At 53.0% G+C, this 14,875-nt stretch carries 16 protein-coding genes; 6 read left to right on the top strand and 10 right to left on the bottom strand.

Going from position 1 to position 14,875, the window contains the following annotated elements; translation table 11 throughout:
• Positions 1 to 155: 155 nt before the first annotated feature.
• Entirely contained in the window at positions 156 to 614 is a 459-nt protein-coding gene (locus HMPREF3119_RS05355; protein WP_070578778.1) for a nucleoside deaminase, read from the bottom strand.
• A gap of 3 nt (positions 615 to 617) precedes the next feature.
• Entirely contained in the window at positions 618 to 1,589 is a 972-nt protein-coding gene (locus tag HMPREF3119_RS05360; RefSeq protein WP_080939490.1) for a LysR family transcriptional regulator, read from the bottom strand.
• 72 nt (positions 1,590 to 1,661) lie between these two features.
• On the opposite strand from HMPREF3119_RS05360, the gene HMPREF3119_RS05365 reads away from it, so the two are divergent.
• Positions 1,662 to 2,882, top strand: a complete 1,221-nt coding sequence (locus tag HMPREF3119_RS05365) for an MFS transporter (RefSeq protein ID WP_046024565.1) — start codon at positions 1,662 to 1,664, stop codon at positions 2,880 to 2,882.
• On the opposite strand, the gene HMPREF3119_RS05370 is transcribed toward HMPREF3119_RS05365, so the two are convergent.
• Positions 2,835 to 3,233 carry a VOC family protein gene (locus HMPREF3119_RS05370; RefSeq protein ID WP_004239294.1) on the bottom strand — a complete coding sequence of 133 codons (399 nt, stop codon included), beginning with the start codon at positions 3,231 to 3,233 and terminating at the stop codon, positions 2,835 to 2,837. The two genes, HMPREF3119_RS05365 and HMPREF3119_RS05370, sit on opposite strands and share 48 nt — an antisense overlap.
• Positions 3,234 to 3,340: 107 nt before the next feature.
• Entirely contained in the window at positions 3,341 to 4,762 is a 1,422-nt protein-coding gene (locus tag HMPREF3119_RS05375; RefSeq protein ID WP_036417222.1) for an MFS transporter, read from the bottom strand.
• 134 nt (positions 4,763 to 4,896) lie between these two features.
• Between HMPREF3119_RS05375 and HMPREF3119_RS05380 the strand changes: the two genes are divergently transcribed.
• The gene (locus HMPREF3119_RS05380; protein ID WP_004237629.1) at positions 4,897 to 5,694 is read left to right on the top strand and encodes a helix-turn-helix transcriptional regulator; all 798 of its coding nucleotides are present in this window, start codon (positions 4,897 to 4,899) and stop codon (positions 5,692 to 5,694) included.
• On the opposite strand, the gene HMPREF3119_RS05385 is transcribed toward HMPREF3119_RS05380, so the two are convergent.
• The 3 genes from HMPREF3119_RS05385 to HMPREF3119_RS05395 form a co-directional block, all read right to left on the bottom strand.
• Positions 5,691 to 6,326: a LysE family translocator gene (locus HMPREF3119_RS05385; protein WP_070578781.1), complete on the bottom strand. Its 636-nt coding sequence runs from the start codon at positions 6,324 to 6,326 to the stop codon at positions 5,691 to 5,693. The genes HMPREF3119_RS05380 and HMPREF3119_RS05385 overlap by 4 nt on opposite strands.
• Positions 6,323 to 7,297: a prolyl aminopeptidase gene (gene pip / locus HMPREF3119_RS05390; protein WP_004237631.1), complete on the bottom strand. Its 975-nt coding sequence runs from the start codon at positions 7,295 to 7,297 to the stop codon at positions 6,323 to 6,325. Before pip ends, HMPREF3119_RS05385 begins: the two co-directional genes overlap by 4 nt.
• Positions 7,298 to 7,418: 121 nt before the next feature.
• A complete protein-coding gene (locus HMPREF3119_RS05395; RefSeq protein WP_004237632.1) occupies positions 7,419 to 8,606 on the bottom strand; it encodes an MFS transporter in 1,188 nt (395 codons plus the stop codon).
• A gap of 115 nt (positions 8,607 to 8,721) precedes the next feature.
• Here HMPREF3119_RS05395 and HMPREF3119_RS05400 point away from each other — a divergent pair, with 115 nt between their 5' ends.
• The 3 genes from HMPREF3119_RS05400 (at position 8,722) to HMPREF3119_RS05410 (ending at position 11,860) form a co-directional block, all read left to right on the top strand.
• Positions 8,722 to 9,624: a LysR substrate-binding domain-containing protein gene (locus HMPREF3119_RS05400; protein WP_024473095.1), complete on the top strand. Its 903-nt coding sequence runs from the start codon at positions 8,722 to 8,724 to the stop codon at positions 9,622 to 9,624.
• Positions 9,625 to 9,738: 114 nt separating this feature from the next.
• Positions 9,739 to 10,788, top strand: coding sequence for a serine hydrolase domain-containing protein (locus HMPREF3119_RS05405; RefSeq protein ID WP_070578784.1), 1,050 nt, complete (start codon positions 9,739 to 9,741; stop codon positions 10,786 to 10,788).
• Positions 10,789 to 10,792: 4 nt separating this feature from the next.
• Positions 10,793 to 11,860, top strand: coding sequence for an alpha/beta hydrolase family protein (locus tag HMPREF3119_RS05410; RefSeq protein ID WP_070578787.1), 1,068 nt, complete (start codon positions 10,793 to 10,795; stop codon positions 11,858 to 11,860).
• Here HMPREF3119_RS05410 and HMPREF3119_RS05415 read toward each other — a convergent pair.
• A complete protein-coding gene (locus HMPREF3119_RS05415; RefSeq protein ID WP_004237636.1) occupies positions 11,851 to 12,636 on the bottom strand; it encodes a DJ-1/PfpI family protein in 786 nt (261 codons plus the stop codon). The two genes, HMPREF3119_RS05410 and HMPREF3119_RS05415, sit on opposite strands and share 10 nt — an antisense overlap.
• A gap of 93 nt (positions 12,637 to 12,729) precedes the next feature.
• On the opposite strand from HMPREF3119_RS05415, the gene HMPREF3119_RS05420 reads away from it, so the two are divergent.
• The gene (locus HMPREF3119_RS05420; protein ID WP_004237638.1) at positions 12,730 to 13,344 is read left to right on the top strand and encodes a TetR/AcrR family transcriptional regulator; all 615 of its coding nucleotides are present in this window, start codon (positions 12,730 to 12,732) and stop codon (positions 13,342 to 13,344) included.
• 20 nt (positions 13,345 to 13,364) lie between these two features.
• Here HMPREF3119_RS05420 and HMPREF3119_RS05425 read toward each other — a convergent pair whose 3' ends face one another.
• Complete coding sequence (locus HMPREF3119_RS05425; RefSeq protein WP_070578790.1) at positions 13,365 to 14,222, bottom strand: PhzF family phenazine biosynthesis protein; 858 nt, start codon at positions 14,220 to 14,222, stop codon at positions 13,365 to 13,367.
• 28 nt (positions 14,223 to 14,250) lie between these two features.
• The coding region (locus HMPREF3119_RS05430) for a PhzF family phenazine biosynthesis protein (RefSeq protein WP_246829237.1) at positions 14,251 to 14,875 on the bottom strand (625 nt) is incomplete at its 5' end.

The following is a 14,875-nucleotide window of genomic DNA, read 5'->3' on the forward strand; positions in this document are numbered from 1 at the left end:
ATAAACAGCAGCATATTCAGAGGATAAATAAGAGGGATGTGAAACAGAGCGGAAAATACAGAAGGTAAAAATACGAAACCGGCAGAGGATACCGGCGGGTATGGTATCAGGAATACCGGCTGCCGGAAACCCGGCAGCATCAGTGGCAACTATAATCAGTTCTGTTTTTGCTGCCAGAAATCATACAGTGACGGTTCACCTTCCGGTTTTTGCTGTGTAAAAGAGAAGCCGGGCTGTTCATGCGGATCTGCCCGTAAAGCCTGTGCGATGGATGCTGTTGATAAACCGTAAGGTTCCGCATCTGCATTGGAATAAGCATAGACGGCACGGGTCACACCTGCCATCCGCATTGCGGCAAGACACATCGGGCATGGCTGTCCGCTGGCATACACCACACAATCTTCCAGCCGGGTCTGCCGGAGGTTGTTACCGGCATGGCGCAGAGCCAGCAATTCCGCATGAGCGGTCGGGTCATGCAGCTCAAGCATCTGATTAACCCCTTCACCGACAATTTCCCCGTTTCTGACCACAACGGCACCAAACGGGCGACCGCCCTTTTCGGCATTCCGGCGGGCCAGTGCTATCGCCTGAGCCAGAAATTCACTATCTGTCATCAGTTATTCCTTATGATTGATTAACGGGGATTCCCATATGGCTTTCCCCTGCCATTGTGTTTCCAGTGTATTGAGAAACTCGCGGACTTTCGGCGCCAGAAATTGTTTTGACGGATATACCGCACACACGGGTTCTCCGGGCGGTGTAAATGCAGTCAGTACCGGCTGCAATGCCCCTTTCGCTATCTCAGGCCCGGCCAGAAAAGCACCCAACTGGCAAATTCCGCCATCAGCCAGTGCAGCATCAAGAACCGCGCCGGTATCTCCCAGACTGAACCGGCCGCTGACCGGATGCAACTGAACGTTTTTATCCCGCATAAACTGCCAGGGAACATTTCGTCCCCGGTGGCGGAAGATAAGACACTCATGTGCTGCTAACTGTTCCGGTGTTTCAGGTATACCGTGCCGTTCCAGATAACCCGGTGACGCACAGGTCACCAGGCGATGCGGCGCCAGAACTTTACGCACCAGGCGGCTGTCATCATTACCGCCGATACGCACGGCCACATCAATACCTTCCTGAATCAGATCACAGTAATCATCAGAAAAACTGACATCAATATCAACATCGGGCCATTGTGCGGCATACTGTTGTATCACCGGCATCACATAATTGCGGCCAAAAACCACAGGAACAGCGACCCGCAATGTGCCGGAAGGTTTTTGTCTGCCTTCATATAATGCATTTTCCGCATCATCCACCTCGGATAATATCCGTTTGGCATGCAGATAAAAACATTCGCCCTCTTCTGTGAGACGCAACCGCCGTGTGGTCCGGTGAAGCAGGCGGGTACTGACACGGTTTTCCAGGCGCTGAAGGCATTTTCCGGCAGCGGAACGTGAAATCTGTAGTTTTTCAGCTGCTGATGTGAAATTACCGGTTTCACTGACCCGTACAAAAACCAGCACATCGAATAAGTTATCCAGCAGTAAACCATTTTTATCTGCCACGATTTGTCCCCGGTGTTTGGCCAAAGATGATATTTATCTGTCATACTGGCGCAGATAGACTCTCTTCTCAAGTAAAGTTATTACCATGAGGAATGTATGTCAGACAGTCATTGTTTATCACTTTCATTGCCGCCAGCCCGCCGGGGATGGTTTTCCGTTGTTGCGCTGACTCTCGCAACCTTTGCTGTGGTGACTACGGAAATGCTGCCGGTCGGGTTACTGACACCGGTTGCGGCAGAGTTCCGGGTGCCACAGGCGTATGTCAGCCTGATGCTAACCATACCAGCCCTGGTCGCTGCACTCTGTTCCCCCCTGATTATTCTGTTCACCGGCCGCCTGAACCGCCGTTATTTACTGATGATACTGATGCTGTTATTAATGGTGGCCAATATCTGTGCGGCAACAGCCACCCACTTCTCTGTTCTGGTCGCGGCCAGGATTATTGTCGGGCTGAGTATCGGCGGGATCTGGGCAATCGCCGGCGGAATAGCTGTCAGGCTGGTCGATTCCCGGCATGTGGCGCTTGCCACCTCTCTGATATTTGCCGGTGTTGCCGCTGCATCCGTACTGGGAATTCCCGCCGGGGTGATCCTCGGTGAATGGGTCGGCTGGCGTGGCGTGTTTGGTATCATGAGCCTGTTTTCCCTGGCAGTGTTGCTGCTGATGCTGAATCTTCCCTCTCTGCCGCCGGTTCAGGCACCGGTTGTCCGTGATTTTCTGACCCAACTCCGCCGCCCGGTTATCCGGACAGGCTTGCTGATCACATTACTGCTGGTGACTGCCCACTTTATGGCATTTACCTTTGTCCGCCCGCTTCTGCAACAGGATCCTCAGTTGCAGGCACATGAACTCAGCGGGTTACTGGCGCTGTATGGCATTGCAGGTATTGCCGGTAATTTCGTGCTGGGGTTATTGTCAGGTCGTCATCTGTTCCGTGCCGTATTCTGTGTCACCGGCGGTATTGCCCTGAGCCTGGCTGGGTTACTCCTGTTGCCTGCCGTTCCTGTATCACACACCATCATTCTCACGCTCTGGGGAATGACATACGGCGGCGTATCTGTGACGCTGATGAACTGGATGATCCGCTACAGCGCACAAGCGATTGAAATAACCGGGTCACTTTATATCGCCTTTTTCAACACCGGTATTGCTGCCGGCTCTGCTGCCGGTGGCATGATGGTGTCTGCGTTCTCCTTACAGGGAAATGTCATTGCAGCACTCATCTGTGCTGCAATAGTGCTGATATTGATTTGCGATTTTGTTATCCGCTTATACCGGCCGGGACGTCACCGGCAGGCCAATCTCGATCAGGTTTAAATCCGGGTCACGGAAATAGACTGATATTATCGGGCCGGTTGCCCCCGTGCGTTCCACCGGCCCCTCTTCCACAACAATTTTTTCTTTTGCCAGATGCGCCAGCGTCTGTTCAACCGGGGTTCCGGTGAGAAAGCAAAGATCTGCTGAACCGGGTACCGGTTTATCCGCATTCGGCAGAAATTCATTTCCTGCCTGATGTAAATTAATTTTCTGACGGCCAAACACCAGAGCCCTGCGATCCCCGCGAAATGTAATGACCGAAAACCCCAGTACGCGGCGGTAAAAATCACAGGTTTTTTCAACATCGGCCACAGTCAGAACCAGATGGTCAAGGTGTGAAATTGTAATCATCAGACAACTCCCTGTATCGCTGTTATTCGTACATTACGTGGTATCACATTGGCTGAAAATACACAATTCGGGGTATTTGCTTTTTTTAATACATCCGTAATGATGCACTACAGACAGGAAACTATTTCCGGCTGCCGGGCGCGTGTTATGCGGTAAATCAGATATGCGGCACACAGTGCCATCAGCACATTGAACCCGAGGCTGACACTGTAAACTGCGGCCGGGGTGGATAACAGTACCGTATCTCCGCTGTGCCGGAGTGAAAACTGTAAAATAACCGATACTGCGGTTGCACCGGTTGCCGCACCAATCTGCTGTAATGTGGCCGTCAGTCCGGATGCCATCCCAGCCTGTGCCGGTGTAACCCGGGACAGCACAATGTTCAGCATCGGGGTCATAATCATGCCCTGTGTGAACCCGACCAAAAACAGAAACAGGCTGAGTATCGTATTTGCGGTGCTTTGCGGCAGGAAATTCAGCCCGGCAATTAATACCAGATAACTGGCGGCATACCCTAATGCACCGTAATAAATCACCGGTTCGCCCCGTCCGATAATCATTCGCGGGGTAATAAAGGAGGCAATAACAAAGCCGATACTGGACGGTACAAAAATCAGCCCGGCTTCCAGCGGTGTAGCCCCCATACCGTTTTGCAGTAACAGGGAAAGTATCAGCGGAAATGCGGATGAGGTGGCATAGACACACAGCACAGCGCCGGTGCCGGTAACAAATGGCCGGTTACTCAATACCGCAATATCAAACAGCGGCGTTTGTCCGGTGCGTGATAAATGCTGCTGATAACGGACAAAACAGAACAACAGAACCATACCCGTAAACAGCAATCCGGCACTGAAAAGTGTCAGGCCCCAAACCGGTAACATCAGAAGCGGTAACAGAAATGCGGTAATTCCGGCAGCGGATAACAGTACGCCCGGCCAGTCAGTGGTGAGTCCGTCCGCAACGCGCCCCTCCTGTAAATGGCGGGACAATACCAGAGCCAGAATACCAACAGGGAGATTAACCAGAAAAATCAGCCGCCAGCTCATATCAAACAGATTCAGGGTAATAAGCCAGCCCCCCAGTGCCTGACCGGCAATCGCGGCCAGCCCCAGCGTCATCCCCAGCCAGCCGAATGCTTTTCTTGCCTGTGTTTCATCAAAATTCAGGCGAATACCTGCATACACCTGCGGGAACAGTAATGCGGCAGCCAGTCCCTGGATAAAACGGGCAATCACCAGTAATAAGGCTGTCGGTGCGACAGCACACAACAGTGACGCGAGTGTAAAAAAGGCCATTCCGGCCTGATATAACCGGCGGCGTCCGTAAATATCGCCCAACCGCCCACCGGTGATCAGCAGCAGGCCGAAAGCCAGTTCATACCCGGCAATAATCAGTGTCAGTTCAGTGAAACTGGCCTGTAAGCCGCGTTCGATACTGACTATCGCCACATTGACGACAAACAGATCAAAAATAGTGACAAACCCGGCGAGGACTAATACAAACAGTGCAATACGTTGCTGCTGATTCATGTTTTTCTCATTTTGCCATTTTTAAAAGCAGGAATGAGACTATAATCAGGTCGTTATTCTGTTACAATTTAACCGTTTATACTATTACTAATAGTGACAGGAACTCAGGGCAACATAGCATAAGGCATCTGATAATGAGTGAAAACCCGCGCACGCGGCCGGAACTGGCTGATTTTTTACGCACAAAACGCGAAAGTCTGACCCCGGAATGTGTGGGGCTGCCGCATACTTCGCGCCGCCGTACTCCCGGTCTGCGCCGCGAAGAAGTCGCCGCACTTGCCGGGGTGGGCCTGACCTGGTACACCTGGCTGGAACAAGGGCGTGAAATCGGAGTATCCACCCGCTTTCTGGACAACCTGGCACGGACACTGCGTCTGAATGAAGCAGAACGCCAGCACCTGTATCTGCTGGCTCACCAGCGGGCTCCGGAAGCTTCCGGTGATACAGAGCATCATGTGCCGCCGGTTATCACCCGGATGCTGGATGATTTTCCGGATAATTATCTCTGCTATGTGCTGAATCTGCACTGGGATGTGCTGGCGTATAATGAAAAAGCAGATCGTTACCTGCACTTCTCTGAAGCGCAGCCCGGGATGTGTAACTTTCTGTATTTGCTGTTTACCGATCCCCGCTATCAGACCCGCTTTACAGACTGGGAAACCGATGCTCAGCGTCTGCTGGCCAGTTTCCGCCGGGATTATGCCAGAACAAAGCATGACCCCAATATTCAGCGGATGATAACGGCATTATGTCAGGAATCTGCGGCTTTTGACACGTTGTGGAATAAACACGAAATATATCAGCCCTGTAACGGCATCCGCGAAATTGAATTTAACGGCAGACGGGAAACCTACGAGTATGCGTCCCTGACATTTGATATCGATAAATCCAACCGGTTACTGGTGTATACGCCGGTTACCGGTGAGGATTAAATCACCGATGCCACCGACAGCAGTAATGCCATAAGGATCATCAGGATACCGCCGCACAGATTAAACCAGCGCAGACTGTTCCCCCGTAAAAATGACGCGGATTTAACAGCATGTGCGGCATAAACCCAGATAATATCGATAACAATGCCCAGGGCTATCGGGATCAGCGACATCAGCAGCAACACAGTGGTAGCGGACATCTCCGGCGGAATTTCACCGGTAAATCCGGGAACAATCGTACCAAACATAATCACGGATTTCGGGTTCGCGGCACCGACAATAATACCGGCAAACAACGACTGACGGCCTTTATTCGCCGGCATATCCATCGCCATACTGATCCGGGATGCCCGGACATACTGCCAGCCAATCAGCAGCAAAACCAGTACCCCGATCAGACGGATAATCATCAGGATCTGCGGAGAAGACATCAGCACCGCACCAATTCCGAAAGAAAGCAATACCGCAATGCTGTACATACCGATGGCATTTCCCGCCACGCCTTTCAGGGCATTTTTCTTCCCGGCAGATAACGCCTGGCCGACCAGAAACAAAATACTCGGCCCCGGAATGGCAATCAGCACGGAGCTGGTGATCACCAGCCCCAAAATACCCTGCAGATTACCGGTCATGGCTCCTGACCGGCAAAATAGTCTGTGGCCCGCAGCAGCTGATCCCGGATCCCCGGTTCAGACATCGCGTGCCCTGCACCTTCAATCAGGTGCAGCACCGATCCCGGCCAGGCTTTATGCAGATGCCACGCAAAGGTTGCCGGACACGGCATATCATAACGGCCGTGAACAATAATTCCCGGAATACCCTGCAGCCGGTGAATATCACGCAGCAACTGACCTTCCTCCAGCCAGCACCGGTGATAAAAATAGTGATTTTCCAGCCGGGCAAAGGCGATGGCGAAATGGTCATCAGTAAATTCGCCAACGTGCTCTGCATCCGGTAGCAGTGTGGTGGTTTTCCCTTCCCACAGAGTCCAGGCTTTGGCCGCCGCCAGCTGAACCTGAACATCATCACCGGTCAGCAGTTTATGATAGGCAGCAATCATATTGTGCCGTTCCTGCACCGGAACCGGTGCCAAAAAGGCTTCCCACTCTTCCGGGAACATCTGTGAAACGCCAAATTGGTAATACCAGTTCAGTTCCGCCTCTGTCACGGTATACACACCGCGCAAAATGATTTCACTGACCTGCTGCGGATGCGTTTCACTGTATACCAGTGCGAGGCTCGAACCCCAGGAGCCGCCGAATACCAGCCATTTACTGACACCGATATGCTTTCTCAGCCGCTCAATGTCCTCCACCAGATCCCATGTGGTGTTATGGGAAATTTCCGCATGCGGTGTTGAACGCCCGCAACCGCGCTGGTCAAACAGCAGCACATCATAACGGGCAGGATCAAAATAGCGCCGGTATTCCGGGCTGATGCCGCCGCCGGGTCCGCCGTGCAGAAAAACAGCCGGTTTCGCGCCGGGTGTACCGGTGCGTTCGTAATAGATCCGGTGACCATGACCAACATCGAGAAACCCTGTCTCATAAGGCTCAATAGCCGGATACAAAGTACGGAATGTTGTGTCAGAAGAGGTTGTCATAGCAAAATCACCGGTTAGCAGTAAACAGAATTCACCACTCTAATCAATAACCCGCATAAAAGACAAGCAGTCCGTGGATTTACATCACGGACTGCCATACTGGTTTAACCTGCTGATTCATTTATATAGTCGTGCATTGCTCTGCATCTGAAGCAGGCTTCTGCGATTTTGTCCGGCGTAAGGTTATCCGCAGCACCACTAATCCGGCGGCGGCTACCGCCGCCCCTGCATAACTGACACCGGCATAATCACCACCGTTTGCCAGCACCGATGCGCCCAGCGCGGCACCGACTGCATTGCCGAGATTAAAGGCACCGATATTGACTGATGAGGCCAGCGCCTGCGCTTCTGAGGCTACCTGCATCACTTTTACCTGAAGCGGCGGAACGATACCAAAACTGGCCGCTCCCCAGATAACCAGCATGATCCCAGCAGTGACAGTGTCACGGGCCATAAGCGGAAACAGAACCATCGTCAGCGCCAGCAGTGCAAATAATCCGTACAATGTGCGGGAAACCGAACGGTTTGCCCATACACCGCCCAGATAATTCCCCAGTGTGAAGCCCAGTCCGACCAGAACAAGCATGATGCTGATCTGCGTTTCCGGCACAGACGAGATAAAGGTCAGTGCGGGGGCAATATAGGTATAAAACGTAAACATGGCACTGGCACCCAGCACAGTACACAACATTGCCAGTAATACCGCCGGACGGGTCAGTACCTGTAATTCACGGCGCAGATTAAGTTCTTGTCCCTGCATATTACGCGGCAGTGATCGCAACAGCGCCGCCATTGTCAGCAGGCCGAGAAGACTGACCACAAAGAAGGATTCACGCCAGCCCAGCATCTGAGACAGTTTGGTGATCGCCGGAACGCCGCCGATATTGGCAATGGTCAGCCCCATAAACATACCTGCAATCGCCCCGGCTTCTTTGCCTTTGGCTACCACCCGTGTCGCCACCATCGCACCGATGCCGAAAAACGCGCCGTGATTCAGACTGGTGATAAAGCGGGCAAACAGCAGTGTATTGTAATCCGGCGCCAGTGCCGACAGCACATTACCTGCCGTAAAGATGCTCATCAGGAAAATCAGTGCCGCTTTGGGCGAACGCCGGATCAGCAGTAACGTCATCACCGGAGCACCCAGCATCACGCCCAGTGCATACACCACAACCAGCATCCCGGCGGCAGGAATGGAAACAGCCAGTGACCCGGCAATTTCCGGCAGCATACCCATCGGGGAAAATTCCGTTGCCCCGATAGCAAACGCGCCGACAGACAGGGATAACAGAGCAGTATTTGTTCGCATAATGTCCTCAGAATAAAAAACAACGTCACAGTGTTGTCAGGACGGCGATTCTGCCACATTGATTTTTGCGGAAACAGCCGCTAATCTGCAAAAAACAATTGAATAAAACGCAATAATGAAAATCACCCTGGAAGAAATGCGGGCATTTATTGCCGTCGTTGACAGCGGCTCCGTCACAGCCGCTGCCGCACAAAACGGGCTGACCGTTTCCGCCATCAGCCGTGCCCTGCTGCGTCTTGAAGAAAAGATGAACACTACTCTTCTGTACCGCACCACGCGACGGCTTAAATTGAGTGAAGAAGGCGCATTGTTTTTACAAAAAGCCCGTGATGTGGTGCAACTGGCACAGGAAGCGGAAGATGTGCTGATGAACCACAAAGAGATCCCTTCCGGCACACTGCGTATTGATGCCTCAACGCCTGTTCAGCTCCATGTGATAGCACCGCTGGTGACACAATTCCATGAACGTTATCCGCAAATCCGCCTTGAACTGACCAACTATGAAGGTATTACCAATTTACTGGAAAAACAGACTGATATTGCATTCCGCTTCGGTCCGCTGGCAGATTCTTCCCTGCATGCCACGCTGATGGGCTACACCCGGCAGCGGATTCTGGCCAGCCCGCGTTATCTTCAGCAGCATGGCGAGCCGAAAACACCGGAAGAGTTGGCGCAGCATACTCTGCTGGGATTTATCACGCCGGAAAGCCTGAATACCTGGCCGCTGTATAACGGCAACAAAAAGGGACTGAAAATTACCCCGTCACTGGCTGCGGGCAGCGGAGAAATTATCTGCAATCTGGCACGTTCCGGCGCGGGAATTGCCTGTATTTCCGATTTTGTGACACACGAAATGCGCGAAAACGGGGAATTTCGTCAGGTTCTGACGTCATACACTTATGAAAACAAACTGCCGATTAATGCGGTGTATTACCGCAGTCAGGCACTTTCTCCCCGGCTGCGCTGTTTTATCGATTTTGTCCTGCAACACAGCCAGTGTTTTAAACGCCCCGGTTAATCTGAACACTACCTTAAGCCGCTGACGGTGCATCTCTGTATCTTCTCGACAATATTTTTCAGCGCATTTAGTCTTAAAATAAACCTGCCTTGTAAAAATAAGAGAGAAATAACAATGCAAACGGCACTGAATGCGCTGACAGCGGGCTTTTCGCCGGATGAGCCCGGCGTTATCGTCATGGTACATACCGATAACGGCGCAACATGGTACAGCTGCCGGGGCATGGCGGATGTGGCAACCCGCACGCCGGTAACACCGGACACCATTTTCAACTTAGCCTCCGTTTCCAAACAATTCACTGCATTTTCGCTGCTGTTACTGGTGCAGGAAGGCAAAATTTCACTCAGTGATTCTGTTTTGTCCGTTTTACCGGAGCTGGGCGAATATGCCCGTCCGGTGACATTACGCCACCTGCTGCACCACACCGGCGGGCTGAAGGATTATATGGATCTGGCTTTTGCCCGTAAAACCGGCTTTTATGATCCGCTGACACCACAGGAAACCCTGGCGGACCTGGTCAGTCAGACAGAAGCGGATTTTCCGCCCGGTACCCGCCATGATTACAGTAATACCGGTTATTTTCTGCTGTCACAGGTTATTGAACGGGTCAGCGGACAGTCATTTGCTGATTTTGCCCGCGAACGGATTTTTACACCGCCGGAAATGAACCATACTTTTATTGTTGAGCAATATCCGGCACCGCAGACCATTGCCACCGGCTACGGCAAAGCTGCCGGTCAGTGGCGGATTTCCGAAAGCCCGTGGACACACACCGGCGACGGCGCGGTACATTCCAGTGCCGCTGACCTGATGAAATGGGGCGAAAACTACCGCACCGCCCGCATCGGTGGTACTGCGCTGATACAACAGATGGCAGAAACCCTCTCCCCGCTGACAGAAAACGGCACGCCTGTTACGGATTATGAGCCTTATGCTGCGGGGTTACATACCCTTCATCATTTCGGTGAGCTGAGTCTGGAACATGCCGGAGGCTGGATGGGAACCAGTACTTACTTTATCCGGCTGACAAAATCAGACACCACTATCGTCGCGTTATCCAACCGCGAAGAATGCGATACCGAAACGCTGGCCCGAGCCGCTGCTGCCGCCTTTCTCCGCCCTGCATTCCCTGCGATGATCACTGTTCGCGGGGACGAAGAATAACAACATGATACAGCGTTATTTCCGCCGGACACTTGCCGGGCTTGCTCTGCTGTTACTGATTGCCGGACTGGTACTGTTTTTTACCAGCCATCTTGATGATTTTGATTTTGACAATGCAGTGGCAAAAGAACTGACCTTCACCTCACAGGGAAACAGGCTTTCCGGTACCCTGCTGCTGCCCGGCAACGGACATCCGGCAGCGGTTGCCGTGATAATCCACGGTGACGGCCCGCAGGACAGATATTCAGACAACGGATATAACCCGCTGTTTAATACCCTGCTGGATGCCGGTATTGCAGTATTTTCCTGGGATAAAGCCGGTATCGGTAACAGTCAGGGAAACTGGCTGCATCAATCAATGGATGATCGCGCAGAGGAAACCGTAGCCGCACTGACATTGCTGCAATCCCTTTATCAGAATACCCCGGTGCAGATTGGTTTTCTTGGTTTCTCCCAGGCAGGATGGGTGATCCCGGCAGCGGCGGCACAATCGCAGCCTGATTTTTCCGTGATTATCGGCGGTGCGGTGAACTGGCGGGATCAGGGACAATTTTATCAGGGGCTGCGCTACGCACAGCAGGGAAAATCGCCGGAAGACATTAAACAATTGCTGGCAGCAGAGCAGGCAGAGAATGACCGGATATTTGGCCGCAATGGCTCAAAAGACCCGGCGCAACGTAGTGATATGACGCCAGATCGTTTTGAATTTGTGGTAAAAAATTACCTCAGCGATGCCACACCTGCGATCCTGCAGATGAACGGTCGTGTGCTGGCGGTATGGGGCGAAGAAGATCTGAATGTCGATGCCCGGCAGAATGCCTGCCGTTATCAGTCACTTTTGAAAGATAATCCAAAAGCAAAAGTCATTGTCTTTCCGCAGGCCGGGCATGGTTTATTACAGGCACCCGCCTATAATTATCAGCTCAGCAGCGACTGGCCGGTACTGCGCCAGTGGCAGTTTCTGTATGCCGGACGGGAAGCCTATCATCCGGGAGCATTGTCTCTTATCACTGACTGGATCAAAAACAAAACCCCTGATTTGACAGCGTATTACCCGGCGTGTCAGTCCTGAATCATCTGCTGATAACGGGCATAGCCCCGCTTCGCCGCTTCGTGATATTGCCGGTTCAGCGGTGCGGTCATACTTTGTGATATTGCGGTCATTTCCGGCCCTGCAAGTTGCGGGGAACCGGTGCGGAACGGCGGGCGCGGGTCATACTCAATCGCCAGTTCAACCAGCGCGGCCAGTTCCTCACCCCGCAGGGCTTTCAGCACCAGTAATGAGGCATCAAACGAACCGGTAGCCGGGCCGGAGGTGTAGATAGTATCGTCTATCACCACATCACTGCCGCCGACGGCAACAGCCCCGACATCCGGCAGCATCGGCACCACATTACTGTTACTGGTTGCCCTTCTGCCTTTCAGTAATCCGGCTGTACCCAGCATCAGCGAACCGTAACAGGTGCCAATCACATATTTTGCTTTTTGCCCTGCCCGCGCGAAAAAGCGGATCACCTCCGGATCTTCAATCACCTCAGGCGGCACCATACCGGTCACCAGTACATCCAGATCATCCGGACACTCATCGAAGGTCATTGTCGGCATCGTCGGCCAGCCGATATAGCCCTCCACCAGCTCCCGGCGTTTCCAGATAAAATAGATTTCCGCCCCTGCAATCGTAAAAACAGACTGCGCACCGTTGATATCCATCGGCATATAACCCGGACAGACAAAAATGCCGACTTTCAGTAATGCGGGCTGTGATGCGCGTCCGGCAGCGATCAGCGCCTGAATGGAAGGCGTGCTCAGCCCGTAAATAGTTTCAACTGCATAATCATGATCAGACATCAAAATACTCCGTGACAACATTTATTTACTAACCGGTAAAATAATGCATGAGGTACAATGATGTAAATTGTTTTTATACTGATCGGTAATCAAATGGCACAAAAAGGCAGACCCCGGAATTACGACAGTGCCGCCGCACTGGATAAAATCATGGCGCAGTTCTGGCGCAAAGGGTATACCGCAACGTCTCTCGATGAACTGGCCGCAGAAACGGACATGAGGAAACCCAGCCTGTACGCTGCTTTCGGTAATAAAGAACGGCTTTATCAGCTGGCAATGGACAGGTTCGGTGAAATCGCTCAGGCGCATTACTCCGCCGCACTGGCACCGCAGACGCCGGGTGAGCCGCTGGCCGCCCGCCTGACCCGCTGGTTACAGGCAACCGTCACCCTTTATACCGGAGAGCACGGCCCTGCAGGATGCATGGTGTTATCGACAGCCGCCGCCGAAGTGTACGACCCTGCCATCCGCAAGCGTCTGCAGGAAGTGATTGCGGCGCAGGAGATGATGGTGCTGGATTGTCTGAATGAAGAGAAAACTGCGCTGCACGATCCGGATTGCGCCCCGCTGCTGGCGAAAACACTGACTGCGTTCCTGCACAGTATTTCCCTGCGCGCCCGGGCCGGTGAAAGTGCCGGGCAACTGGCAGAGATGGTTCGTGCCGGTCAGATGGTATTGCAGTCTGCACTGACATCACCGGCGGCATAATATCCGCCGGTGAGTATTTTTCAGCGCAGTGAAACCTGACCCCGGATACAGTCTGTCACAACACCGCCGACCCAGATCCCGTCGGCATCCTGCCGGACACTCAGCCAGCCGTCACGTTTCACACTTTCACCCTGCCGCGCCAGATAGTGCGGCGGCAATGTGCCGTTGCTGATAAGCCACTGTGCCAGTGCTGCATTCAGGCTGCCGGTTACCGGGTCTTCCGCGCCTCTGCGGTTAATAAATGCCCTTACCGCAAGTACGGCATCACTGCCTGCCGGATACCGGGAAAACACGCCGATTTTATACAGCGCATTATTCCCTGACTGGCTGAGCACCGCATAATCCGGTGTGATTGCCAGCAGGCGGGCAACAGAATCCACCTCAACCCCGGTCCAGGCCGGGCCGTTATCAATATATTTTGCCTGCAAAATGGCACTGCGGGGGATGCCGTATGCCGATGCAACCGTATTGCACTCGTCTTCTGTCAGATCCCGCTCGTTAATCATCGGTGGTGCGGCAAAGGCAGTTCCCTGTTCAGACTGACGCAGCGTAATAAGCCCGGCGGCACATTCCTGAACGATATCCCGCGTTTCACTGAAACCGGTATACTGCTTCCAGACATGGCAACTGCCCAGGGTCGGGTGTCCGGCAAACGGCAATTCACCATCCGGGGTGAAAATGCGGACACGGTAATCAGCCTGCGGATCCTGCGGTTTCAGCAAAAAGGTGGTTTCACTGAGGTTTGTCCAGCGGGCAAAACGGTGCATTTCCTCATCCGTCAGATCATCCGCATCAACCACCACCGCCAGTGCATTACCCAGCAGCGGCACATCAGAAAACACATCAACCTGATAAAAGGAATGGGTTTTGTTGTTCACGGTAATTATCCTTTTGGTTTGTTTTCAGTCAGCGCAGCGCTGCCTGTCCGGTGATCACACAGGTCACATCCCCGGCAACCCATACCTGACCCGCTTCCTTAGTGACAAAGATTTTGCCGTCACGGCTGATAACCTGTCCCTGTCCGGCCACATAGCATTCCGGTAAAATACCTTCGCCGGTCAGCCACTGGGCAAGCGACGCATTCAGACTGCCGGTCACCGGGTCTTCTTCCCCCAGAGAACAGCATAATGCACGGACTTCCAGCTGAACCGGTCCGCTCTGGTCATCATACAGTGCACAGAGGCCGATATCGTACCCGTCCAGCAGAGAATAATCCGGTTTCGCTGCCAGCACCTTCGCAACAGAAGTCAGTTGCAGGCCAATCCATCCCGGGCCGTTATCCACCCATGCGGAGCGCACCACATCTTCATCACGCAGCCCCAGTGCTTTCACAATATATGCCACCTGCTGCGGATCAGTATCCCCGCCGCGTAACAGTGCCGGGGCTGCAAATGCCAGCCGGTTATCCTGCTGACGGACAGTCACCATACCGACTCCGCACTCCTGAATAATATCGCGCTTATCATTAAACTGCTGTGTTTCGCGCCAGACATAACAGGTACCCAGGGTCGGGTGTCCGGCAAACGGCAAT

This window comes from Morganella sp. HMSC11D09 (assembly GCF_001807955.1).
Classification (GTDB): Bacteria; Pseudomonadota; Gammaproteobacteria; order Enterobacterales; family Enterobacteriaceae; genus Morganella; species Morganella morganii.

Excerpts from the sequence above, each read along its gene's own strand:
- HMPREF3119_RS05355 (WP_070578778.1), bottom strand. The coding sequence starts at position 614 with ATGACAGATAGTGAATTTCTGGCTCAGGCGATAGCACTGGCCCGCCGG.
- HMPREF3119_RS05365 (WP_046024565.1), top strand. The coding sequence starts at position 1,662 with ATGTCAGACAGTCATTGTTTATCACTTTCATTGCCGCCAGCCCGCCGG.
- HMPREF3119_RS05370 (WP_004239294.1), bottom strand. The coding sequence starts at position 3,233 with ATGATTACAATTTCACACCTTGACCATCTGGTTCTGACTGTGGCCGAT.
- HMPREF3119_RS05375 (WP_036417222.1), bottom strand. The coding sequence starts at position 4,762 with ATGAATCAGCAGCAACGTATTGCACTGTTTGTATTAGTCCTCGCCGGG.
- HMPREF3119_RS05380 (WP_004237629.1), top strand. The coding sequence starts at position 4,897 with ATGAGTGAAAACCCGCGCACGCGGCCGGAACTGGCTGATTTTTTACGC.
- HMPREF3119_RS05385 (WP_070578781.1), bottom strand. The coding sequence starts at position 6,326 with ATGACCGGTAATCTGCAGGGTATTTTGGGGCTGGTGATCACCAGCTCC.
- pip (WP_004237631.1), bottom strand. The coding sequence starts at position 7,297 with ATGACAACCTCTTCTGACACAACATTCCGTACTTTGTATCCGGCTATT.
- HMPREF3119_RS05395 (WP_004237632.1), bottom strand. The coding sequence starts at position 8,606 with ATGCGAACAAATACTGCTCTGTTATCCCTGTCTGTCGGCGCGTTTGCT.
- HMPREF3119_RS05400 (WP_024473095.1), top strand. The coding sequence starts at position 8,722 with ATGAAAATCACCCTGGAAGAAATGCGGGCATTTATTGCCGTCGTTGAC.
- HMPREF3119_RS05405 (WP_070578784.1), top strand. The coding sequence starts at position 9,739 with ATGCAAACGGCACTGAATGCGCTGACAGCGGGCTTTTCGCCGGATGAG.
- HMPREF3119_RS05410 (WP_070578787.1), top strand. The coding sequence starts at position 10,793 with ATGATACAGCGTTATTTCCGCCGGACACTTGCCGGGCTTGCTCTGCTG.
- HMPREF3119_RS05415 (WP_004237636.1), bottom strand. The coding sequence starts at position 12,636 with ATGTCTGATCATGATTATGCAGTTGAAACTATTTACGGGCTGAGCACG.
- HMPREF3119_RS05420 (WP_004237638.1), top strand. The coding sequence starts at position 12,730 with ATGGCACAAAAAGGCAGACCCCGGAATTACGACAGTGCCGCCGCACTG.